Below are 26,264 nucleotides of genomic sequence, written 5' to 3' on the forward strand. Positions count from 1 at the left end.
GCCGATGTGCGCGCGGTCCACGGCACGCACCTTCTGCTGCCCCGGCCCTCCCCCGCGAAACCGGGGCCGCGCGGGGACCGCGCCGGGGGCGCCGCCGGGCGGGTGAGGGGGCGCGCGGCCCGGTTTCGGGCGGTCGGCGCAGGGGACTCGCGGCCGTCCCCCGCCCGCCACGCCGCGCCCGCCCGGAGGACCCGTGGACCCGATCGACCTGCCGATGCCCGCCGTACGCCGCCCCGCGCCCGCGCCGGACGTGCGCGCGCTGGAGAAGGCCCTGCGGCGGCGGGTGGACGGCGACGTCAGGTTCGACAGCGGCACGCGCGCGGCGTACGCCACGGACGCGTCGAACTACCGGCGCGTCCCGTACGGCGTGGTGCTGCCGCGCAGTCCCGAGGCGGCCGTGGAGGCGGTGGCGGTGTGCCGGGAGTTCGACGCGCCGCTGCTGTCCCGTGGCGGCGGGACGAGCCTGGCGGGCGAGTGCTGCAACGCGGCCGTGGTCCTCGACTGGAGCCGGTACTGCAACCGCGTCCTGTCGCTCGACCCCGAGGCGCGGCGCTGCGTCGTCGAGCCCGGCATCGTCCTGGACGACCTGAACCGGCAGCTGGCCCCGTACGGCCTCCAGTACGGCCCCCGGCCCGCCACGCACGCGACCTGCACCATCGGCGGCATGATCGGCAACAACTCCTGCGGCTCCACCGCCCAGGCGTACGGCAAGGTCGTCGACAACCTGCACCGCCTCGAAGTCCTCACCTACGACGGCCTGCGCCTGTGGGTCGGCCGCACCGCGGACGAGGAGCTGGCGCGCCTCGCGGCGGGCGAGGGCCGCGAGGCGGAGATCTACCGGAGCCTCGCCGCGCTGCGCGACCGGTACGCGGACGCCGTGCGCGAGCGCTTCCCCCGCATCCCGCGGCGCGTGTCGGGCTACAACCTCGACTCGCTGCTGCCCGAGCACGGCTTCGACGTCGCCGGGCTGCTGACGGGCTCGGAGTCCACGCTGGTGACGGTCCTGCGGGCCGAGCTGGAGCTGGTCCCGGTGCCGGCGCACACGTCGCTCGTCGTCATGGGCTTCGCCGACATCGCGGCGGCGGCCGACCACGTTCCCGCGCTGCTGCGGCACGAGCCGCACGCGCTGGAGGGCGTGGACCACGAACTGGTCGTCGCCGAGCGCCGCGAGCACCTGCACCCGGAGGCGCTCGCGCTGCTGCCGGGCGGCTCGGCGTACCTGATGGCGGTCCTGGCGGGCGAGTCGGAGGAGGAGACGGCCGACAAGGCGCGGGCGCTGGTCGCGGGACTGCCGGACGGCGTGGAGCACACCTGGTACACCGACCGGCGGCACATGGACGAGCTGATGCTCGTGCGCGAGTCCGCCCTCGGCGCCACCGCGCACGCGCCGGGGCGCCCGGACGCGTGGGAGGGCTGGGAGGACGCGGCGCTGCCGCCCGAGCGGCTCGGCGACTACCTGCGGGGGGTGGCGGTGCTGTGGGAGGAGTTCGGGTACGGGCGGCCGTCCGTCTACGGGCACTTCGGGCAGGGCTGCGTGCACAACCGCATCCCGTTCGACCTGACGTCGGAGCAGGGCATCGCGCGGATGCGGGCGTTCGTGGAACGGGCGGCCGACCTCGTCGTGGAGCTGGGCGGCTCGCTGTCGGGCGAGCACGGCGACGGGCAGTCGCGCGGCGAGCTGCTGGGGCGGATGTACGGGGCGGAGCTGGTCGGGGCGTTCGAGCGGCTGAAGACGCTCTTCGACCCGCGCGGGCGGATGAACCCGGGGAAGGTCGTCGTGCCGGACCCGCTGGACGCGTACCTGCGGCTCGGTGCTGACTACCGGCCGTGGGAGCCGGAGGTGGTCTTCGCGTACGCGGACGACGACGGGAACTTCAGCCACGCGGCGCTGCGCTGCGTCGGGGTGGGGCGGTGCCGTTCGTCGCGGGGCGGGGTGATGTGCCCGAGCTACCGGGCGACGCGCGAGGAGGAGCACTCGACGCGCGGCAGGGCGCGGCTGCTGTTCGAGATGGTGCGGAACGGCTCGCCGGTGGACGGCGGCTGGCGTTCGCCCGAGGTGCGGGACGCGCTCGACCTGTGCCTGGCGTGCAAGGGGTGCAAGGCGGACTGCCCGGTCGGTGTCGACATGGCGACGTACAAGGCGGAGTTCCTGCACCACCACTACGCGGGGCGGCTTCGGCCGCTGGCGCACTACTCGATGGGCTGGCTCCCGGCGGTGGCGCGGGTGGCGGGGCTGGCGCCGCGTGTCGTGAACGCGCTGGCCGCCGTGCCGGTGCTGGCGCGTGTGGCGAAGGCGGCGGGCGGGATCGCGCCGGAGCGGGACATCCCTGTGTTCGCGCCGGAGCGGTTCACGGCGTGGTGGTGGGCGCGGGGCGGGGCGCGGGGGGACGGGCGGCGGGGCGAGGTGGTGGTGTGGCCGGACACGTTCACGGAGCACTTCCACCCGGCGGTGGGGCGGGCGGCGGTGGAGGTGCTGGAGGCGGCCGGGTTCCGGGTGAAGGTGCCGGAGGCGGCGGTCTGCTGCGGGCTGACGTGGATCTCCACGGGGCAGCTGGACGTGGCGCGGCGCGTGCTGGCGCGCACGGTGGACGTGCTGCGGGACGACCTGCGGCGCGGCGTACCGGTGGTGGGCCTCGAACCGAGCTGTACGGCGGTCTTCCGTTCGCAGGCGGCCGAGCTGCTGCCGGACGACCCGGACGCGCGGCTGCTGTGCGAGCGGACGCGGACGTTCGCCGAGCTGCTGGGCGAGCGTGCGGCGGACTGGCAGCCGCCTGCGGTGGACGCGCGGGCGATCGTGCAGCGGCACTGCCACCAGTACGCCGTGCTGGGCTTCGACGCGGACCGCGAACTCCTGCGCCGGGCCGGCGTGGACGCCGACGTGCTCGACGCGGGCTGCTGCGGCCTGGCGGGCGACTTCGGCTTCGAGCGGGGGCACTACGAGGTGTCGATGGCGTGCGCGGAGGCCGGGCTGCTGCCCGCCGTGCGGGAGGCGGACGGGGAGACGCTGGTGCTGGCCGACGGGTTCAGCTGCCGGACGCAGGTCGAGCAGGCGGGTACGGGGCACGCGCCGCCGCTGCATGTCGCGGAGGTGCTCGCCGCCGCGCTGCGCGGGGAGCCGGTGGCGGCGGAACGCCCGGCGGCGCCGGAGGTACGGGCGCTGCTGCCGGTGGCGGCGGTGGTGGGCGCGGCGGCGGCGCTGTCGTTCGTCCTGCGCGCCACGCGCCGCCCGGCGCGCTGACGGGCGCACCGCGATTCGTACAGAAATTCGCCGTACCAGTCCCCGGGGAAAGCCGAAATGACCGGTGCACGGTCTTTGTTACGGTGCGGACTCCCTGAGCACCGAGCGGTGGAGAGGCCATGGCGCGCACGTGCCCGGAATGCGAGACCCCGGGGGCCATCTCCGTCTGCTTCTCGCCGGACGGCAACTTCCTGTTCCCCTGCGTCCGCTGCGGCTGGGTCCCGGCGCTGCTGCCGGGCGGCGCCGAGATCCGCGCCAACTGCCCCTGCGCGACGCGCGGCTGCCACGGCTCGACGGCGGACGTCTTCTCCTTCGGCGGCCTGGGCGGTCTCGACGCGGTGCGGTCGGAGGCGTGCATGGCCTGCTACGGCGGACGGCACGTCGCGCGCGGCGCGCCGCCGCTGGACAGGACGCTGGTCCAGAGCCCCTTCGACCACCCGGCGTTCCTGCCGCGCCTGCTCAACTGAGGCCGCGCGCGCCCCGCGCGCCGGGCGTCACTGGCGGCCCGCGTCCCACCCCGCCTGCTTCGCCACGTCGCTGTCGTACAGCAGCTCGACGGCGGAGAAGCGGGAGCCGTAGCTCCGCATGGTCCCCTGGTTGACCAGCAGGAATCCCTCGGCGGTCCGGAAGAGCCTGGTGAGCGAGGAGGTCAACGGGCGCCTCGGCTTATCCGCTCAGGCCAGTGCCTCAAGACGCGCCATCGCCTCCTCGCAGGTGCCGTAGATGTGCTCCAGCACTGTCGCGACATCCCCCCGGTCCGACCCCCGCTGCTCTTCGACGATGAGCCCCCACCACATGGCGACCAGCCCCTCCCCCACGCCTCCGGCGCGCTCTTCGGCCACTCCGCCCCTGATGCATCGGGGGCCCGCGCGAGGCACCGCGCGTCCCGCCCGCCCCCACGGCCCGTCAGGCGCTGGCCGCGCCGTCCAGGACCAGGTCGGCGCCCAGGACGATCGGCGCCTCGGCCGACGCGAGCCACAACACGGCCGCCGCTATCTCGTCCGGCTCGGCGACGCGCCCGGCGGGGACGGCCGTGGCGATCCGGGCGTCGCGCTCGGCGGTCGTCTCGCCCGGCCGGAAGGACATCGGGGTGTCCACGGCGCCGGGGCTGACGGCGTTGATCCGCACGTTGTCCGCCGCGTGGTCGCGGGCCGCCGCCCTGGTCAGGGTGGACACGGCGGCCTTGGTCGCGGCGTAGGCGGCCATGCCGGGCAGGCGCGTGTGGGCGCCGATGTTGGAGGCCATGTTGACGATCACGCCGCCGCCGCTGCGCCGCATGTGCGCTATCTCGTACTTCATGGACAGGAAGACGCCGGTCAGGTTGATGTCGACGGCCGCCGACCACGTGTCCGGGTCCATGTCGGCCAGCGGGCCGGGGGTGGGGAAGACGCCCGCGTTGTTGAACGCGACGTGCAGGCCGCCGTGCCGCGCGGTCACCGTGTCGACCATGGCCGCCGCGTCGCGGGCGTCGGTGACGTCGGCCGCCACCCAGTCGGCGCCTATCTCCTCCGCCGCCTCCGTGAGACGTGCCTTGTCGCGGCCCGCCAGGACGACCGTGGCCCCCTCGGCGGCGAACCGCCGCGCGGTGACCCGCCCGATGGCACCCGCCCCGCCGGTGACCAGGACGACCTTCCCCCCGAAACGCCCGTCCGTCGTGTCCGGCTTCCCTGCTGTCATGGCACTGCTCCATCCGCACATTTTTCTAGACCGATCAGCCAAGTAAGCCGGGACGCACCTCACCTCTCGGCGCACAGACTCGGCTCACACCAGGCCGGAACATCAGCCCTGGCCTGGTCGAGAACTGTACGCGTATCGAGAACGTCCGGTCAAAAATAGTCCCGCCAAGCCCGCCGATCACTGCCCCCGCCGCCAGGGCGGCGGTTCCGCTGCCGCTCGTCGCTCCGTCCATGGAAACGACGGTACGGACGCCGATGACCGCCCACTACCACCCAAAGTCCACTGCGCCACGACTTCGGTCTCGGACGAAAGTGGACACGGCCCGCCGACCGTCCGGTACGCGGGCACCGCCGACGCAGCGGCTCGCGGCAGCGGCCGACGGCGGGCGGGAAGCTCCCACCGGGACCCCGGGTCCGGCGGGGAGTAATCGGTTGTCCGCAGGCGCCGGTTGTGTGCGCAATGGCTGTCATGGCCACCGAGATCCGCCCGCCACGGCCCGACGAGATGCCCGCGTACTACCGGGCCCTGCCCTTCGCGAACGGGCTCCCCCACTGGGAGCCGGCCGACGCCGCCTGGCACGGCGGTCCCGAGCCCTGGCCACCGCCCCGCACCCCCGCGACCGCCGCCCAGCTGCGCGAGTGGGCGGAGACCGACATCCGCAGGCCGGAGTTCCACCCGGTCGCGGCGTTCGCCGACGGCGCGTGCGTGGGCGCCTCCGCCACCCTCTCCTTCGACGTGACGGTCCCCGGCGGCGGCACGGTCGCGATGGCCGGTGTCACCGCCACCGCCGTGATCGCCACGCACCGCAGACGCGGTCACCTGCGGCGGATGATGCAGGCCATGTTCGACGCGGCCCTCGAACGCGGCGAGCCGCTGGCGATGCTCAGCGCCAGCGAGGGCGGCATCTACGGCCGGTACGGCTTCTCACCGGCGACCTACCGCACGCGCTGGGAGCTGGACCGCCACCAGGCCGCGCTCCTCCCCGCCCCACCCGACCCGGGCACGCTCGAACTGGCCGACGCGGCACGGGCGAAAGAGGTCTGGCCCAGGGTCCACGCGGCGGTACGCGCCTCCCGCGTCGGCGAACTCTCCCCCCTGCCAGGCCACTGGGACAAGCTCTCCGACGAGCCGAACGGCGCGGACGGACCGCTGCGGTACCTCGTCCACCGCGACCGGCACGGCGAGGCGGACGGCATCGCCCACTACCGCCTGCCATGGGCCCGGACGGCCGCCGACGCGGGCACGCTCGTCGTGGAGGCCCTGGAGGCGGCGAACCCCGCCGCCTACCGCGCCCTCTGGAACGTCCTGCTGGACTTCGACCTCACCAGGACCGTCGTCGCGCCCGGCCGCCCCCGCGACGAGCCCCTGCGCTGGATGCTCACCAACCCCCGCGCGATGCGCGTCACCCGCCAGTCCGACAACCTCTGGGCACGCCTCCTCGACGCCCCCCGCGCCCTCACCCGGCGCGCGTACGACACCGCCGACGCGCTGGCGTTCACCCTCGACGACGACCGGATGTGCCCGGCCAACAACGGGACGTGGCTCCTGCGCACGGACGGCGACTCGGCGACGTGCGCCGCCACCGACCGCGCCCCGGACCTGACCCTCACCGTCCCGGCGCTCAGCTCGCTCTACCTCGGCGGCATGTCGGCGCACGACCTGGCGTACGCGGGCCGCGTCACCCCGCACACGGACGGCGCGATCCGGAAGCTGGCCCGGCTGTTCCGCTCCGACCCCGAACCGCACAACTCGTTCGCATTCTGAGCCGGCTCCCGCACTCCGGCGGGGGGACTGTCAGGCGGCGACCGACGAGGACTGGATGCGGCGGACGGCACGCAGGACCTCGTCCCGGTTCTTCGCCCGCTTGATCCACGCCGGGAGGCGGGCCACCAGTGTCATCCGCTGCCCGGTGTCGTACCAGGGCGCCCGTTCGCGCACCGACGCCTGGACGAAACGGCGGACGAGGTCGAGGTGTTCGAAGTTGTACGCCCACACCCACCCGTGCCGCGTCCCGGTCTGCAGCCACAGCGGCAGCCCGAAGTACGGGTCCGTCGCCGCGCGGACCGTGCCGGGAGAGAGCGTGACGACGCGGCCGTTCCACCTCCGTGACAGTCCGCAACGGCGGCAGACCAGGCGTCGCGGCCTGAACAGGACCGGTCCCCCCGGCCTGGAGTCCCCGGGCGCCGGGACGACGCGGGCGGCCGCCTCGCACCGGGGGCACCGTACGAGGATCAGGCCGATGAACTCGTACTCGGTGCTGCGCGGGTCCCGGAACCGCCGGGAGACCGCAGGAGGAGGAACCATGCGGGGAGTATGCGGCCACGCCGGACCGGCCGCTGTTCCGGAACTCGCGCCGGTCCGCATGCGGCGCCTGGGCTGCGGGGATGGTGCCGGAGGGAGACCGTTGCCACGCACCAATAAGTCCGATTAGCTTCTCTTGAGCCGTACGACAGAACTTCTTCGGAGGCAGCACAACCATGGCACCACCACTGGGCGTTCAGCTCTGGACCCTCCGCGACGCACTGGCGGCCGACCGTGACGGCACTCTCGCGCGGGTCGCCGCGCTCGGGTTCACCGCCGTGGAGCCGTTCGCTCCGACCGACGACCCCGAGGGCTTCCGCCGCGTCGCGGACGGCCTGGGGCTGACCGTGCCCGGCACGCACGCCGTCCAGCTCGTCCAGGACGGCGACCCGGCCGCCGTCTTCGACGCCGTGGCGACGCTCGGCTCCGGCCTGGCGATCGTCCCGGCGGGCATACCGCAGGAGGACTTCACCCACCTCGACGGCATACGCCGCGCCGCCGACACGCTCAACGGCCTGGCCGACAAGGCCGCTTCGCACGACCTCACGCTCGGCTACCACAATCACTGGTGGGAGATCGAGCCGGTGATCGACGGCCGCCACGCGCTGGAGATCCTCGCCGACCACCTGGACCCGCGCGTCGTGCTGGAGGTGGACACGTACTGGGCGGCGGTCGGCGGCGCGGACGTGCCGCGTCTGCTGCGCGGCCTCGGCAGCCGCGTCCACGCGCTGCACGTGAAGGACGGGCCCGCCGTGAAGGACGAGCCGAACGTCGCGGTCGGCTCGGGTGCCATCGCCGTGCCGGAGATCCTGGCCGCCGCGCCGGACGCGTGGCGCGTCGTGGAGTTCGACGCCTGCGCCACCGACGTGTTCGACGGTCTGCGCGACAGCCGCGCGTACCTCGCGGGTCTGGGTGAGGCCGCGTGACCGGCAGCGGGCCGGTCGGCGTCGCGCTCATCGGCGCGGGCAACATCAGCGGCCAGTACCTGAAAAGCCTCTCCGGCTTCGCCGACGTCGACGTCCTGGCGGTCGCCGACATCGACCCGGCGCGGGCGGCGATCGCCGCCGAGGAGTACGGCGTGCCGGTGTCGGGCGGTGTGGACGACGCCCTGGCCGTCCCCGAGGTCGAGCTGGTCATCAACCTGACGGTGCCCGTCGCGCACGCCGAGGTCGCGCTGGCCGCGCTGCGCGCCGGGAAGCACGTGTACGGCGAGAAGCCGCTCACCGCCACCCCGGCGGAGGGCGAGAAGGTGCTCGCCGAGGCGGCCGAACTGGGCCTGCTGGTCGGCAACGCGCCGGACACGTTCCTCGGCGCGGGCATCCAGTCGGCGCTGCGTGCGGTGCGGGCGGGGAAGATCGGCACGCCGGTCTCCGCGTGGACGGCCACCCAGAGCCTCGGCCCTGAGGGCTGGCACCCGGACCCGGCGTTCTTCTACCAGCCGGGCGGCGGGCCGCTGTTCGACATCGGGCCCTACTACCTGACGGCGCTGGTCGCGCTGTTCGGCCCGGTCACGGGCGTGGCGGCGACGGCGGCGCGGGGGCGGGCGACGCGGGTCGTCGGCTCGGGGCCGAAGGCGGGCCAGGAGTTCCCGGTGAACGTGCCGACGCACGTCAGCGCGCTGCTGGAGTTCGCGTCGGGGCCGCGCGCCAACTCGACGTTCAGCTTCGACTCGTCGGTGCCGCGCACGGTCATCGAGATCACCGGCAGCGAGGGCACGCTGTCCGTGCCCGACCCCAACATGTTCGAGGGCCCGCTGAAGCTGCGGCCGAACGGCGCGGACGACTGGGAGGACCTCCCGGTCGAGGGGTCGTCGGCGGGGCGCGGCATCGGTGTCGTGGAGATGGCGCGGGCGCTGCGTTCCGGCGAGCCGCACCGGGCGTCGGGGACGCTGGCGCTGCACGTCCTCAAGACAATGGCGGCGATCTCGGAGTCGGTGGAGAGCGGGGAGTTCCGGCGGCCCGGTGCCCCGGCGTCGCCCCGGCTCGGCGAGCCGGTCGCGCCGGAACCGCTGCCGCTGGACTGGGACCCGGCGGCGGCGACGCTGCTCTGACCTCGGGTCGTACGCGGGCGGGCCCGGGGGATCGACTCCCCCGGGCCCGCCCGTCGTTCAGTCCGCCGTGTCGCCGTCGCCGTCGCTGTCGTGGAGGATCCGCCGGGCGAGGTCGAACTCGTCGGGCAGCACGAGGCGTACGGCGTGCAGCTCGTCGGGCCAGGCTCCGGCCGGCTGCGGCCGCCGCGACGTGGGGTTCGGGTCCTCGCCGAGGGCGATCACCGACGCGACGCGTCCCGTGCGCCGTACGACGTGGGCGGCGGCGTAGCCCGATACCAGGCCGAGCACGGCGGCCGTCGCCGTCCGTCTCCACGCGTGTCCCATCCTGTCCTCCGGGGTCTCGGTATGGCGGGGTCCTGGTCGTCCCCGTCGAGGTGGCGCTGCCAGCGGCGGCCGAGCAGCGTGACGGGTCCGCGGGGCCGCCCGCCGGGACGGGGGCGGATGGTGGGGGGTGGGGCGTGCCGGGTGCGGCGTAGAGGGGGACGTCGTGACCCTCCGCGTCAACGGGCAGGTGCGCTGCGGCGTGGGCGTGGTCGGTGACGGCGTTGTGCAGGCGCTCGACGCAGGGCCCGCAGGCGTACAGCGGCGCTTCGAGCGCGGGTGCGCCGCTGGTCACCGTGCCGACGCGGGCGACAAGGGTGACGCGGTGCCCGCACCAGAGCCAACAGGCCCCGACGAACCACTCGTTCACGTGTCACCCTGCCCGCCGTCGTCGTGCGAACCGATCACCCTGCTGACCCACAGGATCAGCAGCACGGCCCCCAGCCACAGCCCGCCGCCGAGCACCGACACGAGCCCCACCACGAACCCGACGCGCCGCAACCCCCGGATCATGCGGCCGCCTCGCCTTCCACAGGATCGAGATCGACCACGAACCAGACGCACTTACCGTCCACTTCGGGACTGCACCCGAAGTCACGGCACATGGTCTTGAGCAGCCACAGCCCCCGCCCGGACTCGGCATCCCACTCCGGTTCCGTCACCACCGGCAGGAACACGGACCGATCCGACACCCGAACCGTCACCCGCCCGTCACGCACGACCGCCGACAGACGACAGTGCGGGTCATCGACATGCCGAAGGACGTTCGCGAGCAGTTCCGACAGTCCCAGGCGCGCGACCTCGACGGCAGCCGAAGAGGCCCCCCAGGACCGAAGCACCAACACCAGCGTCCATCGCCAAGTCTCGATCCCTCGGGCGTCAGCGAGTATGTCCCATACGTACGCGTAGTGCTGCTTCTCGGCGGACTGGGCCGGAATCGTCATGACACCTCCAAGGGCGCTCTTCGACCTGCCCGCATCACCCAGCCGGGCACGGCAGTTGCACTCGACGGCAACCCAACGTATGGGCTCCGTGACACAACCAGCATGGCGCCATGTAACGTCTCCAAGCAAGTCTCACGAGAATTTTCACGCTCGATCTCAGGTTCGGGTCGCCTGTAGAGTCAACGACCGGAAGGCGGTGATCCTTTATGGCCCAACCCAACCTCCTGCGACGGAGGCTGGGACTCGCCCTACGCGACCTCAGGAAACGCGCAGGGCTCACGCTCGGCGAGGCAGCCGAGGCCATCGGGGTCTCCGTGCCGACGCTCAGCCGCGTCGAACTGGGCAAGGGGGCGATCCCCGAGGACCGGCTTGAGGCGTACCTCCAGCCCTACGAGCTACCCGAGGCGAAAGCTGCGGAGATCCGTCGCCTCGCCGCCCTCGCTTCGAGCAATCGTCGGAGCACACTGCTCCACCAATCCTCGAACGCGGAGGGCGACGATTTCGCGGGCTATCTGGAGCTGGAGGAGGTTGCCACCGAGGCAGATATTTACACCGCGCAAGTGGTCCCCGGCCTGTTCCAGACTGCCGAGTACGCGCATGCGCTCATCTCCGGGGGCGTCATCTGGCACACCGCACGGCAGGTACGCAGCTTCGTCGAGCTACGCATGGAGCGACAGCAGGTCCTTCGCCGCGAGAATCCGTTGCATGTGCGGTGTGTGGTGGAAGAAGCCGCGCTTCGCCGTCCGATCGGCGATCACGACATCCTCAAACGCCAGTTGATCTCGCTGGCCGCGACGGTGGACGAACTGACGAATGTCGATTTCCGGGTCGTACCCACCGAAGCAGGTGCCCACCCCGGCGTGGACGGCCAGTTCACGATGTTCTCGTTCGACGCGGGTGACCCTGTGGTGACCGTGGGAACGATGACCCGTATCGCATACATGGAAGAAGACCTGGACATCGCGCCCTACAGCGCCGGCTTCACACGGCTCCGCGAGGTCGCCTGGTCAGCAGAACGGTCACGTCGTTTTCTTGGCGCTCTTATCGCCACAGATGGCAAGTAAGCCACACTAAGCCAAAAGCTACGGGACCAACTTCAACTCAGAGACCGCCCACGGCGAGACGTGAGACGATACGCAAAACAGCAGGTGACGGCCGGTTCGCAGGATGGATAGCGAATCTGGCTCTACGCATACTCAGCCAAGGATCGGAAGAGGATGATCAGCAACGTCGATCTCACCAACGCCAGGTGGGTCAAGAGCGAACTGAGCGACGGGACCAACAACTGCCTCGAAGTCGCCTTCGTCGGCGGTGTCGTGGCCCTTCGCGATTCGAAGGACGTAGGCAACCCGGAGGCGGCCGTACTCGTCCTCTCCGAAGACGACTACCGCGCCTTCACCGGCGGAGTCCAGAACGGCCAGAGCAACCTGCTGCTTCCCTGACTTCCGTACCAGAGGGGTCCACACGATGCGGGCAACCGGCTCAGCCTGGTTCACGAGTAGCTACAGCGGCCCGAACGGTGACTGCGTCAAAGCGCGCTACCGCGTCCAGGACAGTATGGACCTCCGCGACTCCAAAGACCGCAACGGTCCAGTGGTCGCGTTCGGTGCCCACAGCTGGGCGGCGTTCAGCACCGCACTGCGTGACGACGCCTTTCCGGCACACTGACGGTCCGGGCCCGTGCCCCATACGGCGGCACGGGCTCAGCCGCAGAGACCTGACCGGCAAGGCTCGGCAGCAGAATCCGCCTATCTACCCGCCGGGTTGGGGAGAATCACGCCGTCCTGATCCCTGCGGGAAGGGTGACCAAGCGATGCGGGCAACCGGCTCAGCCTGGTTCACGAGCAGCTACAGCGCCCAGAACGGCGAGTGCGTCCAGGCGCGCCGTCGTACCCATGACGGCATCGACCTTCGCGACTCGAAGGACCGCGACGGGCCCGTGGTCGCGGTCGGAGTCCACGGGTGGGGCGCGTTCACCGTTGCCTTGCGGGATGGCTCGTTCCGAGCCCGTTGACGGTTCGGGCCCGTGGCGGTGTCACCTCTCGATGCGGGTCGCGATGCCGTCGAGGAGGAGGGCGAGGCCGGAGTCGAAGGTTTCGTCGGGGGTCGGGTGGGGGCCGTCGCGGATGACTCTTTCCAGTGCGGGGAAGCGGCCCGTCGCGAGGGTCCGTTCCAGGTAGGGGCCCAGCGCCGCCTGCCACTGCTCCTTGTCGGTTCCGGTGGCCCGTTCGGCGCGGCGTTCGGCGATCTCCCGGCGCACCGCGCCGACCACGTACGCGTTGACGGCCGCCGTCGCCGGCACGATGGTGTCCACGTCGACGCCGTCCATCGCGGCCACGACGGCGTTCCCGGTGGCCAGGGTGTTCGGTCCGAGCTGCGGCCGTCCGCCGACCAGGTCGGCGAACCACTCGTGCCGGTGCGCGGCCCGGCGGGTCGCCTCGGCGAGGGAGCGCAGCGCCTCGCGCCAGCCGTCGCCGGTGGGGCGGATCTCGGCGTAGACGGCGTCCACCATCAGTTCGAGCAATTCTTCCTTGGTGGCGATGTAGCCGTACAGCCGCATCGGCCCGACCTCCAGCACGGCGGCCACCTTGCGCAGCGACACCGCCGTCAGGCCGTCGGCGTCGGCGAGGCGGATCGCCGCCCGTACGATCCGCTCGCGGCTCAGCGGGGCCGGTACCGGCCGGTCCGGCGGCTCCGGCCGCTCCCACACCAACATGCCGCCGACGATACATCGCGTGGTACAGCGGGCCGCGCCGGTGAGCCGCGAGGAGCCGGCGGCATGGTCGGGCGTCCCGGCGCGCGTTGACATCGCGGGCGTTCGCCGGGCTGCCTCGCGCATGCCCGGTCGTCGTGACGCTCGACACCGCCGCCGGACAGCTGGGCGTCCCGCGGGCGGTGGGGCGGGGGCCGGTCCTGCTGCTGTCGCTGCTCGTCCGCGCACGTCTCGTGCCGACGCGATCAGGGGAGGTGTACGGCGGCCCGGATCGGCGGGCTGGGTTCTGCGGGCGCGCTGTTCTTCGTTTCTGTCGATCCGGCCGCCGTGCCGGTGGCGGTCGGCAACGCGCGCAGTGGAACAGGGAAAACTTCTGTACCGATCGGAATAGATGTCGGCGGGCCCGGGTTGGCCACTCCGGCGGCGCACCGAGCGCCGCGGCTGCCGCACAGGAGGGGCACCCGATGTCCGACACCGATCCGCGCGCGTTCTACCTGCGCTACATCGCGGCGCTGAACGCCCACGAGTTCGACCACATGGACGAGTTCATCGCCGACCGGCCCACGCTGAACGGCGAGCCGGTCACCCGGGACGACGTCATCGCCGTCCAGAAGCACGACGTCGACGCGGTCCCGGACCTGCACTGGGAGTTGAAGGAACTCCTCCTCGACGGCGACCGCCTGGCCGCGCGCCTGGTCAACACCGGTACGCCCGCGAAGGAATGGCTAGGCGTGGCGCCGACCGGCGCCTCGTTCGAGATCACCGAGTACGCCATCTACCGGGTGCGCGACGGGCGGTTCGTGCACATGACGGCCCTCCACGACGCGGCCGGGCTGCTCCGGCAGCTGACCCGCTGACCCCGCCGCAGACACACCAGCCGCAGACTCACCATCCGAGAGGACGATCATGACCGTCGCACTGATCACCGGCGCCAACAAGGGCATCGGGTACGAGACAGCCAGGCAGTTGCTGGAGCTGGGCCACACCGTCTGGATCGGCGCCCGTGACACGGAACGCGGCGCGAAGGCCGCCGCGGCGCTCGGCGCGCGGTTCGTCCGGCTCGACGTGACCGACGACGCGTCGGTCAACGAGGCGCTGGCGACGGTCGGTTCGGCCGAGGGCCGTCTCGACGTCCTGGTGCACAACGCGGGCATCCTGGAGGCCGAGGCCACCGACGGCCCCACCGCCCTGCGGGTCTTCGACACCAACGCGGTGGGGATCGTACGCGTCACGGAGGCGGCGCTCCCGCTGCTGCGCGCGTCCGCGAACCCCACCGTGGTGACCGTCTCCAGCAGCATGGGTTCGTTCTGGGCGGTCAACAACCCGGACCGGGTCGAGTACCACCTGACGCCCATGCTCTACGCCGCGTCCAAGTCGGCGGCCACGATGCTCACGGTCCAGTACGCCAAGGCCCATCCGGGCATCAAGTTCAACGCGGTGGAGCCGGGCTTCACCGCCACCGACATGACCGCGGCCATGGACGGCGGCCGCTCGCCGGAGGAGAGCGCCAGGACCGTCGTACGCCTGGCGACGCTGGGCGCGGACGGCCCGACCGGCACGCTCCAGGACGAGTCCGGCCACCTGGACTGGTAGCCACGGGCCCCGATCGGCCGCGGCGGGTCAGAGGTCCGCTTCGAGCGCGCCGCCGAAGCGCGCCGCCGCGCCGGGGCGCAGGACGGCCACCACGTCCGTGAACGCCTGGCGCGCCCGCGGCGGGTCGTCGTGGGCGCGCAGCGCGTCCACCATCGCGAGGACGTGGCCGCGCGTCTCCGACTGGTGCGGCACGTGGAGGGTCGTGCCGAGTTCCTCCTCGACGTCGCGCAGCACCCTGCGGCGGAACTCCGGGTCGTCCATGCCGGGCACCGCCTCGAACGCCTTGGCCAGTCGCAGCCGGGCGGCGGCGGTCAGGCGGCGCGGTCCGGCGTACGGCGGCGGCGCGGCCCGTACGGCGGTGGGCGGCGGGAGCAGGCCGAACAGCGGGTCGTCGCCGGGCAGTTCCTTCCGCAGCGCCGCGAGCGGCGTGTACCAGCCGCCGTCCATGACGCCGCTGACCTTGCGGAACGCCTTGAGCACGCCGCAGACCGCGCCGTCGTCCTGCCGCACGACCACGCTGCCGCTGAAGCCGTCGAGCACCGCGTCGCCCGCCACCCGCACGTAGTCACCGGCGGGCCCGGACACCCGCAGCAGCAGCGCGTCGGGCTGGACGCCGGGGCTGGGCGTGCGCGTCGAGTACCCCCACACCCGCACGGCCGTCCCCGGTGGCACGTCGTCCCCGGCCGCCAGCCGCGGCGCGCGGTGCTCCCCCGGCGCGCCGGGAACCGCGACGAGGGCCAGGTCGGGGTGGGCCCAGTGGGCGCCGTCGCCGCGTACGGCCGGGAAGAGCCGCCGCCCGCCGGTCACCGCCGTACGCCCGCCCCACCGTACGAGGAGCGGGCCGCGCGCGGCGGCGGCCACGTGGGCGGCCGTCAGCACGACGCCGGGGGCGAGGAAGAAGCCGCAGCCGACGAGGCCGTCGTCGTCCGACAGCCACACCGCGCTGTCGCGGGCCGGGTCCGTCACGGGCCGGCCGTCCCGCCCTCGGCGTTCCACGTCATCCGCACCACGAGGGCCGCCTCGCCCCCGGCCTTGGCGATCACGCTCGTCAACGCGCCGGACTCGACCGCGAGTTTGAGTCCGAACTCGATCTCGAAGGCGTCCGGACGGCGCGGCAGGTGGTCGTGCATCGTCTCCGCAGCCCACTCCGCGATGCCGCGGATCGACTCGCGGACGGTGTCCAGCTGGTACGTCACCGCCTCGCGCACGCGGGACAGCGCCTCGCGGGTGCTGACGTCCCCGCTCACGAAGTCGTCCACCGCCCGGCCGCCGGGCAGGAGCGGCTCCGCCTCGGTCACCTCGACCTGGATCACCATGCCGTTGGCCAGTTGCACCGGTACCGTCGTCGTCACTGCGCCCCTCCTCGGAACGTTCTCGCCGCCATCGTGTCCGACCCGCCCGCCCCGTCGCGGGTCAGTCGCGGAACGGGACCCCGCCGGGGCGTTCCAGCGCCCGCCACAGCCGCATCGCCTGCTCGTCGGTGCCCACCTGTCCCTCGCACTCCCGCTGCGCCCACCGCAGGTACGCGCGCAGCGCCGTGACGTCGCCGAGGCCCGTCCCGCCGGCGGTGAGGTCGGGGTGGGCCCAGAGCACCATCAGCAGGAGGTCGGGGATCCGCTTGCGGTCGGAGCCGAGCGCGGGCTGGAAGTACGGCAGGTCGAGCGTGCGCGCGCCGTGGCGCCGGTAGAAGCGCAGCCGGGCGTCGGGGTCGCCGTGGAGTTCGTCGCCGGTGTGCCGGCCGGGGTCGGACACCTCGGCCAGCGCCAGGCGGGGGGCGTGGGCGGCGATGCACGCGTCCAGGGAGGCGCGCAGCAGCGGGCCGCCGACCGACCGGCCGCGCAGCCCGGGGCGTACGGCGAGCCAGGCGAGGAGCACGAGGTCGAACCGTGCCTCGTACTCCCACACGGCGGCGCCGAGCACCTGCCCGGACGGCGCGACGCTCGCCCATACGAGGGTGGTGCCGTCGGCGGTGACCTGGCGGAGGTCGTCGGCGTCGGACAGCTCGTCGTGGGTGAAGGCGGGTGCCAGGACCTCGGCGTAGAGCTGGTCGAACTCCGGGTCGTCGGCCGCAATCCGGCGGATGCGCGGGCTGTCCCCGCCCTCCGCAGGCGTCTGAGCTCCCGTCATGGCAGCCGCCCCCTCGTACTACCCCAACTGCCGTGTCGCGCACGGCAGATCGTCTGCGGCAAGGCTTGCACACACACCTGCCTGGCCGATAGCCGAGCGTGATATTAGTCGTATCCCCCGTACGGGGTGGCCGGTTTGCCGGTGGACGCGGCCGGGTGGGGCACCCCATGTCCGAGGAGGATGCTGCCGGTGAGACAGTTCAGCTCCGCCGAACGGGAACGGCTGGTCGCGGTCCTCGCCGGTGTGCCCGGCGCCGACTCGCTCGACTTCCGCCGCCAACTCGTCGCGCTCGCCGCCGAGTCGGTCCCCGGCCGTCCGGACGTGCCGGAGAGCGCCCGGCAGCGTGACCACCTGCGGGCGATCGTCGACACCTTCCTTGCCTGCCCCGACCAGCGGGCGGCGATCGGCGCCCTGGCCGACGCGCTGCTGATCACCCGCGAGTACACGGGGGCGCACGTTCGTCTGAGGGACGAGTTCGCCGCGATCGAGGCGACGCCCGTACTCGAACCGCCGCCGTCCGCAGGGGTGTCGGCGGTCCCCGGCCCCCGCCACGCGCCGCAACTCCCGCGTGACCACCGCCCTGTCTCGGCGGCGCTCGGCCGGAAGGTGACGGACCTGCTCACCGCCGTGGACGCGGGGCGCCGCCCGCGCCGGGACGTCATCGCCGACAGCGGCTGCGGCAAGTCGCTGCTGCTCCAGGAGATCAACGCCGGGCTCCGGCAGCGGCGGCACGTGGTCCTCTTCGTCACCGCGCAGGCCCTGGAGAGCGACCCGGACACGCTGGAGTTCCTGCGGTCGACGCAGGGCGCGTGCGACCGCCTCATCAGCGCGATGGCGGACGACGTCGTCAAGGCGTACGACCCGGCCGAGGGCGAGCCCGGCAGGATCGACGCGGACTTCGGCCGCGAGGCGCTCGACACGCTGCGCGCGGCGCGCGGCGCCGTCCAACGGGTCTTCCTCGCCGGGGACTTCGAGGAGGCGCGCGCCACGCTGCTGTACGCACTCGACCAGGCGAAGTGGCAGGTGGTGGAGGTGCTGAACACCATCGCCCGGCGCCACCCGCTCTCCGTCCTGGTGGACGACGTGCACACCGTGGTGACCACCCCGGTCGGCGAGTGGCTCGCCGAATGCCTCAGCCTGACCGAGGCCGACACCGTCGTCTTCGCGCGGCGCCCCGCGACGCGGCGGGAGGAGGAACGGGCCCGCCGGGTCGTCGGCCTGCTCGCCATGACGCCGATCCGGCTCACGGCCCTCACTCGCGACGAGACGGCGACCCACGTCGTACACGAACTGCGGCGCGCCGGATGGCGCGAGGACACCGCCGCCGACTGCGCCCGGATGATCTTCGGCGCGACGAACGGCCTGCCCATCGGCGTCGTCACCTGCTGCGAGATCCTCACGGCGGGCGACGTGCCCCCCGACGCGCCGCCGGAACGAGTCGGCGCCGCGCTCCTCGGCGGCGACGAGCGGTGGGACGGGCCGCAGGGCGTCGGCGCCATCCGGACATTCATCGACTCCAGCGTGCGGCGCATGCTCGGGCGCCCGGCCGGGGCGCCGGTCGAGATCTTCGACCTGCTCGCCGTCATCCGCCGCTGCACGCCCGACCTGCTGGTCGGCGTGCTCGCCGCGACGGGGCTCGACGAGCAGGAGGCGCGGCAGGTGTACGACTGGCTGAGCGCGCGGTCGTTCGTCACCTGGTTCGACGACGACGCCGAACTCGGCTGGCGGCTGCACGACTTCCTGCGGGAGAACGTCGAAGCGCGCCTGCGGCAGGACACGTTGCGCTACGAGGAGCTGCATCGGCCCGTCGAGGCGTACTACCGCGACCTGATCAACCTCGACCAGGAACGCGACACCGACTCGCCGTACATCGTCGGCGCCCGGTACGAGGACCCCGAGTGGCAGCGCAACTCGGAGGAGTGGATGCACCACGCCGCGATGCTCAGCGCCCGCCACTTCACGCCGATCAGACTGACCCTGATCCGCCTGTTCCTCGAAGCCTTCTGGTGGTGGGACACGGAGACGTCGTCCGTCTACTCCGAACGGCTGCTCGCCTCGTTCCACACCCTGCTCGACCAGCTCGACGGGACGCCGGACCGGGAGTGGGTGACATGCCTGGAGGAGTTCCACGCGAACTACGTGCCGGGGCAGGCCATGATGGGCGGCGAGGTGCGGCGGGACACGTGGCGGGCGGCGGACCGCGCGCTCGCCAGGCTCGGCCGCATGCTGGACCTCCAGCGGGACCAGGTCCCGGACGACGACCCGCTGCGGCGCATCCACATCCTCCTGTGCTGCCTGCGCGGCGACACGGCCTGGTACCGCACGCCGCGCCGCGCGGCCGACCGGGCGGCGGCACTCGGCTGGCTGCGGGCGGCGGAGGAGGCGTGCGTACGGGAGGCGGAGTTGTGGATGGGCAACTGGGCCGTGTGGATGCAGGCGGACCTGTGGCTGGCCGTCGACCCCGACCCGGAACGCGCGGGGGCGCTCCTGCCCGGCCTGGCGGAGCGGATCGACGAGCAGCAGGACAACGAGCTGCGCGTCCACCTCACGCGGACGCTGGGCGACATCGCCTGGCACGACGGGCGGAAGGCGCTGGCGTTCGACATCTGGGCGCGGGCGGTGCTGTACGGGCTGGTCTACAACATCGAGCAGGAGGTACCGGACCAGGCACCGAACGAGTACAGCCGGTCCGTCTACCGCGGCCTGTGCCGACACCTGCGGCGGCGGCTCGCCCAGGCCGAGGCGGAAGGGCTGACCGACCTGACCCGGACGGCGACGGAGCGCGTACGGGCGTACTTCGCACCGTATTGGGAGGAGGTGGGCGAGCCGCCATCCCCCGACAACCCACTCGGCCTGCCCCCCGAACCACGCGACGAGGACCTCGGCAAGGTGACGACGGACTTCGCGGAGGACGCGACATGGGTACTGGAGAACATGCGCGTCCGGGACGAACCCCTCGACAGTCCACTGACCGTGCAGGTCTGACACCGAGGACGCACACCCCGGCACCACAGCCGACGCCCCCCTTGTCGCGATGCTGAGCCAGTCCGAGGGGTACCCACCGCCTGGAACATCCAGTGGTGATGTTCCGGACAGCGCTTGTCAAAATCCTCGGCCAGCCCCGACGGTGACCGCCACGCGGTGAAGGCGCCGACGCGGCGCTGCGTGTTGCTATCCTCGGTCAGCCCGGAGGGTGACCGCCACTGGCCCCGACAGGTCGCTGACGTTCGCGATGGTCTGGTTGCGATCCTCGGTCAGCCCGGAGGGTCACCCGCCACCACCGCCCGCCCCGCAACCATCCGATCCTTCGACACGTTGCGATCCTCGGTCAGCCCGAAGGGTGACCGCCACGACGTGGAGCTGGACCACGAGTACCTGAAGCTGCGCAGGTTGCGATCCTCGGTCAGCCCGGAGGGTGACCGCCACCACCCAGGTGGCCAGCTGCTGCTTGTTCACCTCCGGATGTTGCGATCCTCGGTCAGCCCGGAGGGTGACCGCCACGCGCTGGTGGCGCTGGTCGGCGCGTGGAAGCGGATGCCGTTGCGATCCTCGGTCAGCCCGGAGGGTGACCGCCACTGGCCTCCCGGTAGAGGGTGGCGGCCTCTCCGTTGTTGCGATCCTCGGTCAGCCCGGAGGGTGACCGCCACCCCGTGCGTGAACGTCATGGCGCCTGGCGCTACTTGGCGTTGCGATCCTCGGTCAGCCCGGTGGGTGACCGCCACCCGGGCGGCACTGACCAGGTGGCATTGGAACGGGCGTTGCGATCCTCGGTCAGCCCGGTGGGTGACCGCCACCTCGCCGCCGACACCGCGGTCGCCCTCTCTCTTCCCGGCGTTGCGATCCTCGGTCAGCCCGGTGGGTGACCGCCACGGTTTGTGAGCTGCGTGTTGTGCGTAGCGTAGTGGGGAAGTGAAGCGGCCCGCTCTCTCGAATCTGGTGATTCCGGGCATTTTTCTTCGGTGCGGTGCAGGGATTCTGGGCACACTTGAGGTTCCGAAGTGGGTCGCGTGGTGTGGGGTCAGTGTGACAGAGGCGCCGCCCGGTCCGAGATTACCTGTCCCAGGGCGAAGGACGCCCCGAACGAGGGGCGGTCTCCTAGACTGCCCGGGTGGTCGATTCCTTAGTCCTGGCCAGGACGTTGGTGGCCCCGGCGGTACGTCATCTCCTGGCGAGTCGACGACGTGAGGCGGAACGCAGTCTCGGTCTTGCCGAGTTGGTGAACGTCTCCGTCCGTGACGACTTCAAGCGGCGCCGTCTACACCGTGAGATCGACGCCATCATCGACGCCGTCGCTCTGCGCCTCGATCCCCTCTGCCGACACGAACTGCCCGGCCTGGACGACGGTGAACGGCAGGCCGTGCTCGATGCGGTGGCGGACACCTTTCTCGCCGCCGACCTCTCCGACGACGCGTTCTTCCGGGCCGACGCCGAGCCGGTCAAGCTCGCCCGGCACCTCAGGAGCGCGCTGCCGCGCGTGTCCGACCGGCGCGCGTTCGGAGAGCCGGCGGCGGTGCTGTACGAAAGGCTGCTGGACGAGTGCTGCGCCGTCTACACCCGGCTCGTGGTCCATCTCGCCCCCTTCGCCCCGCGCGCTGTCGCCGAACTCCTCAGCAGGACGTCCTCGCTTGCCGAGCAGGTGGAGACCGTACTGTCACGCCTGCCCGTGCGGACGTTGCAGGCCCCGCAGGGCACCGACCTGGACCAGCAGTTCCTTGAGCGGTACCTGCAACTCCTCAGCTCCACGCTCGATGAGGTGGACCTCTTCGGCATCGACGTCCACAGCTTCCGCCCCCGTGTCCCCCTCAGCGTCGCCTACATCAGCCTCACGGTGTCGTCCGAGGACGAGGGCGCACGGCGCGGGCCTTCCCAGGCATGGCGGGCGGGCGACCTGCTCGGCGACGACTCCCCCGCTGACGCCACCCTCGGGGTGGAAGCGGCGCTGGGTGCCGTCCGGCGCGTCATGATCCGGGGCGAGGCCGGGTCGGGCAAGACGACGCTGCTGCGGTGGCTCGCCGTGAACGCGGCACGCGGGTCGTTCACCGGCCCCCTGGCACCGTGGAACGGCAGTGTGCCCTTCCTCGTGAGGCTGCGCAGCCACGTGGGCGCGCGCCTTCCGGCGCCCGAACGTCTGGTGGAGGGCGCGGCCGATCCCATCGCCGGTCTTATGCCGGAAGGCTGGGTCCACCGTCAGCTCTCCTCCGGAGCCGCCCTGCTGCTGGTGGACGGGGTGGACGAACTTCCGGCGCGGGAACGGCGCGCCGCCCGTGAATGGGTGGTCGGCCTGCTGCACGCCTATCCCGCCATCCGGGTGGTGATCACCTCACGGCCTGCCGCCGCCGCAGCGCGCTGGCTCGCGCCCGAGGGGTTCGCGTCAACCTTTCTCGAACCCATGGGGCCGGGACAGGTCGGGCAGCTCGTCGAGCACTGGTACGCCGCGATCCGGGACGCCGGTCAGTTGCCGTGTCATCCGGACGAACTCCCCGGCTTCCAACGGGCCCTGCTGCGGCACCTGGAGGTGAGCCCGCACCTGCGCGGCCTGGCGACGAGCCCGCTGCTGTGCGCGATGCTGTGCGCCCTCAACCTCGACCGCCGCACCGCCCTGCCACTCGACCGGATGAGCGTCTACGAGGCGACGCTCCACCTCATGCTGGGGCGACGGGACGCGGAACGCGGCATCGGCGACGGACGGGCTCCGTCGCTGAGTCTCCGGGAGAAGCTGCACGCGTTGCAATACCTGGCGTGGCGGCTGTCCCTCAACAACCGGACCGAGTTGGAACGTTCGGAGGCGGTCCGACGCCTGGGAGAACGGGTCGCCGCGCTGTCCCGCGAGGACATCGTCCCCGCCGAACTTCTCGACCACCTCATCGACCGGAGCGGCGTCGTCAGGGAACCCCGCGTGGGCCGGATCGACTTCGTGCACCGCACCTTCCAGGAGTACCTGACGGCGCGGGAGGCGGCCGAGCAGGGGGACGTGGGCTTCCTGACGGACCGGGCGCACCTTGACACGTGGCGGGAGACCGTCGTCATGGCGGCGGGCCATGCCCACGCGCCTGACCGGAACGGCCTCCTCACGAGCCTTCTCGACCGTGCGGACGCCGAGCCGGGGCAGGCACGGAGGCTGCGGCTGCTGGCCGCGTCCTGCCTGGAGACCGCCGGCCCGCTGGACCGTGACATCAGGGACCGTATCGACGCGCATATAGCGAAGCTGATGCCACCCCGGCGGCGGACGGAGGCCCGTTCGCTCGCGACTGTCGGGACACCGATCCTGCGCTATGCCCCGGCGGATCTCTCCGGCCTGTCCGATGTGACCGCCCGCACGGTGGTCCAGGTCGTCGCGCTCGTCGGGGGCGATATGGCACTGGACGTTCTGGAGAGGTACACGGCTGATCCCCGCTACCTGGTGCAGCATGAACTCAGCCAATACAGCGTCTACTTCGCCCCGGATACGTACGCCCGACGGATCCTGTCGTCACTGCACACGTTCATGACGGCGGCGTGGATCAACGCCAGAGCGGAATGCGATGCCTGGCGCCGGGTCTCGCCGCCGCCGCGCTTCGATCTCGTGCACCTGGACGAAGTCCGCGACCTGGGCGCGGCCCTGGCCGGTCTGACGGCCGTGGCGCGCCTCTGGGTCTCCGGGCCGATCTCCGACCTGTCACCACTGGACGGGTTGTCGGACCACTTGGAAAATCTGGCAATCTGGTCGAGGGCCGCATTCGCCGACACCCGGCCCCTCACCGGGCTAAGCCGACTGAACTACCTCGTGCTGTCGGGCCCCGGCCGACTGGACGACATCGACTTCCTGCGGTCGCTCCCGGATCTCAAACGACTGTGGCTCGACCAGGAAGCGGAGGACTACACAGCCCTGCTGTCCCTCCCCAAGCTGCGCGAACTGCGGCTATACCCGCCCCTCCCGCCGCGGCTCCTCGCCTTGCTCCCCCGGCTGTCCTCATTGACGCACCTGGGCTTCTCGGACGCACTCCCTCCGGGAGAACTGAGGTCTGTGCTCGACCGCCTGCCGCAGTTGACCCAGCTCACCCTGTTCGGGCAGAACAGCGGCACGGCGGTTGACGAGATCAGCGACCTGCCGCATCTGCGTGACCTCCGTCTGTCGAGCGAGACCATCGACGACCTCGCCGGCCTCGCGCGCCTTCCGCAGCTCGAAGGCCTGCACTTGGACACGCCCTTGTGCAGGGACCTCACGGTCCTGGGCGAACTGCCCCGTCTCGGCACACTCTCGTTGAGCCTGGCCATGAACGGCGCCGATCTCTCCGTCCTGCGCGGGCGGCCTCTCACCATCGTCTGCCGCTCCGCCCGTGAGCGGACCCGCCTGAGGCGTGAACTGGGTCCCCAGGCCCTCATCCAGCGTCAATGAACCCGGCGGCAGCCCACCGTTCAGGGGGCGGTGGCCGTCGTCGTCCGCCGTGCGCGGCGCCACCCGTACGTCGGCGAACCCCGCTTCCGCCAGGAGCGGTTGGAGACGGCGGCCGATGAACGCGTTGCCGCTCATGGCCCGTTGGACCCGCGTCTGCCCTGCGAGGGCAGCGCGCGCCGTTTCGCTGTCCGGCTGGAAGAAGACCGAGCCGTGGTCGAACGTGCCGCCGTTCGGAGAGTCGCGTACGTCCACCCGCCGCCATGTCGCGGCGGTGGTGACGCGGGCGCGTGACGGGCACCCGGGCTGCGGGGGACGAGGTGGGCGGTCTGGCCCGCTTCGAGAACCCCGCCGACCGCCCTGTGCGGGTGGTCATCGGGAGCGGGGTGGGGTCAGAATGCCTCGGTGGACAGGGGCAGAGACGACGCCGATGACCGGTCCGGAGCGGGCACGCCCGGGGGTGGCGGTTCCGATTTCCTCCAGCTCTCCCCCGCCGACGCGCCGCCCGGCGGGATCACCGAGTGGCTGGCCCGGCGGCTGCGGAGCGCGATAGCGGACGGACGGCTCCCGGTCGGCAGCCGCCTCCCCGCCACGCGCGTGCTCGCCGCCGAACTGCGCGTGTCGCGCGGCGTGGTGACGGAGGCCTACCAGCGGCTGTCGGAGGACGGGCATGTCGCCGGGCGGGGCAGGAACGGGACGGTCGTCGTCGCCGCGCCGGTGAGCCCGCCCGACGGCGGGGACGCGCGGCAACGCCCGGACGGCGGGCTGCTGTTCACCGCGACGCCGGGCCCCGCCGCGTTCGACGCCCTGCGGACCGCCCCCGCCCGCGTGGACCTCTCCCCCGGCGCGCCCGACCTCGCCGCCTTCCCCCGCGCCGCCTGGCTGCGCGCCGAACGCGCCGTCCTCACCGACATGCCCGCCGCGTCCCTGCGGTACGGCGACCCGCGCGGCCTGCCGGAACTGCGCGGCGCCGTGGCCCGCTGGCTCGCCCGCAACCGCGGCATCGCCTGCGACCCGGCGGACATCCTCATCACGTCCGGCGTCGCCCAGGGCATCGGCCTGATCGCCGACGTGCTGCGCCGGGAGGACGTCACCGCCATGGCCTTCGAGGAGCCGGGCTCGCTGGGCGTACGGCAGCACCTCGTCGCGGGCGGCTTCACGACGCCGCCGGTGCGCGTGGACGGGCAGGGCGTCCGCGTGGACGACCTGCTGGCGTGCGGGGCGCGGGCCGTACTCCTCACGCCCGCGCACCAGTTCCCGACCGGCGTGGTGCTCGGCGGTGAGCGGCGGCGCGCGCTGATGCGCTGGGCGGCGGACGGCGGGCTGATCGTGGAGGACGACTACGACGCGGAGCACCGCTACGGGCGCCCGCCCGCGCCCGCCCTGCGCGCCATGCTGGGCGACCGGGTCTGCTACGCGGGGAGCGTGTCCAAGCTGCTGGCGCCCGCGCTGCGCATCGGCTGGCTCGTCGCGCCCGCCCGCCACCGCGAGGCGCTGGTGACGGCGAAACGGTTCGCCGATCTGGGGAACGCGGCGCTGCCCCAGCTGGTCCTGGCGCGGCTGATGGAGTCGGGCGCGCTGGAGCGGCACCTGCGGGTACTGCGCACGCGGCACCGGCGCCGCCGTGACGTGATGATCGAGGCGGTACGGGCCCATCTGCCGGGAGCGGTGGTGCACGGGGCGGCGGCCGGGCTGCACCTGATGGTGACGTTCGGCGGGCACGCGCCGTGGGACGACCGCACGCTGGCCGAGGCGGCGCTCGAACTCGGCGTCAAGGCCCACCCGTTGTCCTGGCACCGCCAACTGCCGGGCGCGCCGGGCCTGGTGATGGGGTACGCGAGCAGCAGCACGGCGGACATCACGGAGGGTGTCGCGCTCCTGGGGAAGGCGCTGGCACGGGTGGCTTGACCTTCGAGCCGGGTCGAAGG

Annotated in this window: 25 protein-coding genes and 1 CRISPR repeat array; of the genes, 14 read left to right on the forward strand and 11 right to left on the reverse strand. The window is 72.7% G+C overall.

The annotated features are described in order from the left end of the window. Positions 1-193 precede the first annotated feature (193 nt). Together ACIBPC_RS15370 and ACIBPC_RS15375 are read left to right on the forward strand one after the other, a co-directional pair. The gene (locus ACIBPC_RS15370; RefSeq protein WP_398844610.1) at positions 194-3,238 is read left to right on the forward strand and encodes an FAD-binding and (Fe-S)-binding domain-containing protein; all 3,045 of its coding nucleotides are present in this window, start codon (positions 194-196) and stop codon (positions 3,236-3,238) included. A gap of 119 nt (positions 3,239-3,357) precedes the next feature. Then, complete coding sequence (locus ACIBPC_RS15375) at positions 3,358-3,705, forward strand: hypothetical protein (protein WP_398844613.1); 348 nt, start codon at positions 3,358-3,360, stop codon at positions 3,703-3,705. A 27-nt stretch (positions 3,706-3,732) separates the two neighbouring features. On the opposite strand, the gene ACIBPC_RS15380 is transcribed toward ACIBPC_RS15375, so the two are convergent. The 3 genes from ACIBPC_RS15380 to ACIBPC_RS15390 form a co-directional block, all read right to left on the reverse strand. Continuing rightward, entirely contained in the window at positions 3,733-3,891 is a 159-nt protein-coding gene (locus ACIBPC_RS15380) for a hypothetical protein (RefSeq protein ID WP_398844616.1), read from the reverse strand. Between the two features lie 21 nt (positions 3,892-3,912). Further along, positions 3,913-4,080, reverse strand: a complete 168-nt coding sequence (locus tag ACIBPC_RS15385; RefSeq protein ID WP_398844619.1) for a hypothetical protein — start codon at positions 4,078-4,080, stop codon at positions 3,913-3,915. Positions 4,081-4,144: 64 nt separating this feature from the next. Then, complete coding sequence (locus ACIBPC_RS15390; protein ID WP_398844622.1) at positions 4,145-4,915, reverse strand: SDR family NAD(P)-dependent oxidoreductase; 771 nt, start codon at positions 4,913-4,915, stop codon at positions 4,145-4,147. Positions 4,916-5,383: 468 nt separating this feature from the next. On the opposite strand from ACIBPC_RS15390, the gene ACIBPC_RS15395 reads away from it, so the two are divergent. Further along, positions 5,384-6,679: a GNAT family N-acetyltransferase gene (locus tag ACIBPC_RS15395; protein WP_398844625.1), complete on the forward strand. Its 1,296-nt coding sequence runs from the start codon at positions 5,384-5,386 to the stop codon at positions 6,677-6,679. 30 nt (positions 6,680-6,709) lie between these two features. Here ACIBPC_RS15395 and ACIBPC_RS15400 read toward each other — a convergent pair whose 3' ends face one another. Next, on the reverse strand, positions 6,710-7,219 hold the full coding sequence (locus ACIBPC_RS15400) for a hypothetical protein (protein ID WP_398844628.1): 510 nt from the start codon (positions 7,217-7,219) through the stop codon (positions 6,710-6,712). Positions 7,220-7,392: 173 nt separating this feature from the next. Here ACIBPC_RS15400 and ACIBPC_RS15405 point away from each other — a divergent pair, with 173 nt between their 5' ends. Together ACIBPC_RS15405 and ACIBPC_RS15410 are read left to right on the forward strand one after the other, a co-directional pair. Then, on the forward strand, positions 7,393-8,142 hold the full coding sequence (locus ACIBPC_RS15405; protein ID WP_398844630.1) for a sugar phosphate isomerase/epimerase family protein: 750 nt from the start codon (positions 7,393-7,395) through the stop codon (positions 8,140-8,142). Next, positions 8,139-9,266 carry a Gfo/Idh/MocA family protein gene (locus ACIBPC_RS15410; RefSeq protein WP_398844633.1) on the forward strand — a complete coding sequence of 376 codons (1,128 nt, stop codon included), beginning with the start codon at positions 8,139-8,141 and terminating at the stop codon, positions 9,264-9,266. The genes ACIBPC_RS15405 and ACIBPC_RS15410 overlap by 4 nt, the downstream gene beginning before the upstream one ends. Positions 9,267-9,323: 57 nt before the next feature. Here the strand turns inward: ACIBPC_RS15410 and ACIBPC_RS15415 are convergent, their stop codons facing one another. The 3 genes from ACIBPC_RS15415 to ACIBPC_RS15425 form a co-directional block, all read right to left on the reverse strand. Beyond that, complete coding sequence (locus ACIBPC_RS15415; RefSeq protein ID WP_398844634.1) at positions 9,324-9,590, reverse strand: hypothetical protein; 267 nt, start codon at positions 9,588-9,590, stop codon at positions 9,324-9,326. A 363-nt stretch (positions 9,591-9,953) separates the two neighbouring features. Continuing rightward, positions 9,954-10,100 (reverse strand): hypothetical protein, encoded by a 147-nt coding sequence (locus ACIBPC_RS15420; protein WP_362962453.1) that lies wholly within the window; start codon positions 10,098-10,100, stop codon positions 9,954-9,956. After that, positions 10,097-10,531: an ATP-binding protein gene (locus ACIBPC_RS15425; RefSeq protein ID WP_398844638.1), complete on the reverse strand. Its 435-nt coding sequence runs from the start codon at positions 10,529-10,531 to the stop codon at positions 10,097-10,099. The genes ACIBPC_RS15420 and ACIBPC_RS15425 overlap by 4 nt, the downstream gene beginning before the upstream one ends. Before the next feature lie 206 nt (positions 10,532-10,737). Between ACIBPC_RS15425 and ACIBPC_RS15430 the strand changes: the two genes are divergently transcribed. The 4 genes from ACIBPC_RS15430 to ACIBPC_RS15445 all read left to right on the forward strand — a co-directional run bounded on the left by ACIBPC_RS15430 (position 10,738) and on the right by ACIBPC_RS15445 (position 12,545). After that, positions 10,738-11,595: a helix-turn-helix transcriptional regulator gene (locus ACIBPC_RS15430; protein WP_398844641.1), complete on the forward strand. Its 858-nt coding sequence runs from the start codon at positions 10,738-10,740 to the stop codon at positions 11,593-11,595. A gap of 153 nt (positions 11,596-11,748) precedes the next feature. Further along, complete coding sequence (locus tag ACIBPC_RS15435; RefSeq protein ID WP_398844642.1) at positions 11,749-11,973, forward strand: DUF397 domain-containing protein; 225 nt, start codon at positions 11,749-11,751, stop codon at positions 11,971-11,973. A 25-nt stretch (positions 11,974-11,998) separates the two neighbouring features. Further along, positions 11,999-12,199, forward strand: coding sequence for a DUF397 domain-containing protein (locus ACIBPC_RS15440; RefSeq protein ID WP_398844645.1), 201 nt, complete (start codon positions 11,999-12,001; stop codon positions 12,197-12,199). A 145-nt stretch (positions 12,200-12,344) separates the two neighbouring features. Continuing rightward, complete coding sequence (locus ACIBPC_RS15445) at positions 12,345-12,545, forward strand: DUF397 domain-containing protein (RefSeq protein ID WP_398844647.1); 201 nt, start codon at positions 12,345-12,347, stop codon at positions 12,543-12,545. 21 nt (positions 12,546-12,566) lie between these two features. On the opposite strand, the gene ACIBPC_RS15450 is transcribed toward ACIBPC_RS15445, so the two are convergent. After that, positions 12,567-13,247 carry a TetR/AcrR family transcriptional regulator gene (locus ACIBPC_RS15450; RefSeq protein ID WP_398844650.1) on the reverse strand — a complete coding sequence of 227 codons (681 nt, stop codon included), beginning with the start codon at positions 13,245-13,247 and terminating at the stop codon, positions 12,567-12,569. Between the two features lie 461 nt (positions 13,248-13,708). Between ACIBPC_RS15450 and ACIBPC_RS15455 the strand changes: the two genes are divergently transcribed. Both ACIBPC_RS15455 and ACIBPC_RS15460 read left to right on the forward strand, forming a co-directional pair. Beyond that, the gene (locus ACIBPC_RS15455) at positions 13,709-14,101 is read left to right on the forward strand and encodes an ester cyclase (RefSeq protein ID WP_398844652.1); all 393 of its coding nucleotides are present in this window, start codon (positions 13,709-13,711) and stop codon (positions 14,099-14,101) included. A 49-nt stretch (positions 14,102-14,150) separates the two neighbouring features. Continuing rightward, positions 14,151-14,837 carry an SDR family NAD(P)-dependent oxidoreductase gene (locus tag ACIBPC_RS15460; RefSeq protein ID WP_398844655.1) on the forward strand — a complete coding sequence of 229 codons (687 nt, stop codon included), beginning with the start codon at positions 14,151-14,153 and terminating at the stop codon, positions 14,835-14,837. A gap of 27 nt (positions 14,838-14,864) precedes the next feature. Here the strand turns inward: ACIBPC_RS15460 and ACIBPC_RS15465 are convergent, their stop codons facing one another. The 3 genes from ACIBPC_RS15465 to ACIBPC_RS15475 form a co-directional block, all read right to left on the reverse strand. Further along, a complete protein-coding gene (locus tag ACIBPC_RS15465) occupies positions 14,865-15,803 on the reverse strand; it encodes a trypsin-like peptidase domain-containing protein (protein WP_398844657.1) in 939 nt (312 codons plus the stop codon). Beyond that, positions 15,800-16,189 (reverse strand): CU044_2847 family protein, encoded by a 390-nt coding sequence (locus tag ACIBPC_RS15470; protein WP_398844660.1) that lies wholly within the window; start codon positions 16,187-16,189, stop codon positions 15,800-15,802. The genes ACIBPC_RS15465 and ACIBPC_RS15470 overlap by 4 nt, the downstream gene beginning before the upstream one ends. 61 nt (positions 16,190-16,250) lie before the next feature. Beyond that, the gene (locus ACIBPC_RS15475) at positions 16,251-16,964 is read right to left on the reverse strand and encodes an N-acetyltransferase (RefSeq protein ID WP_362962475.1); all 714 of its coding nucleotides are present in this window, start codon (positions 16,962-16,964) and stop codon (positions 16,251-16,253) included. Between the two features lie 189 nt (positions 16,965-17,153). On the opposite strand from ACIBPC_RS15475, the gene ACIBPC_RS15480 reads away from it, so the two are divergent. The 3 genes from ACIBPC_RS15480 (at position 17,154) to ACIBPC_RS15490 (ending at position 26,244) form a co-directional block, all read left to right on the forward strand. Beyond that, entirely contained in the window at positions 17,154-19,949 is a 2,796-nt protein-coding gene (locus tag ACIBPC_RS15480; protein WP_398844663.1) for a hypothetical protein, read from the forward strand. 116 nt (positions 19,950-20,065) lie between these two features. Continuing rightward, positions 20,066-20,834: direct repeats of the CRISPR family, unit length 23 nt; unit sequence GTTGCGATCCTCGGTCAGCCCGG. Positions 20,835-21,072: 238 nt separating this feature from the next. After that, complete coding sequence (locus ACIBPC_RS15485) at positions 21,073-24,339, forward strand: NACHT domain-containing protein (RefSeq protein WP_398844666.1); 3,267 nt, start codon at positions 21,073-21,075, stop codon at positions 24,337-24,339. Positions 24,340-24,741: 402 nt separating this feature from the next. Beyond that, entirely contained in the window at positions 24,742-26,244 is a 1,503-nt protein-coding gene (locus tag ACIBPC_RS15490; RefSeq protein ID WP_398844669.1) for a PLP-dependent aminotransferase family protein, read from the forward strand. The last annotated feature ends 20 nt before the right edge of the window (positions 26,245-26,264 follow it).

Origin of the sequence: Streptomyces sp. NPDC049879, from assembly GCF_044461265.1 — a bacterium.
Taxonomy (GTDB): domain Bacteria; phylum Actinomycetota; class Actinomycetes; order Streptomycetales; family Streptomycetaceae; genus Streptomyces.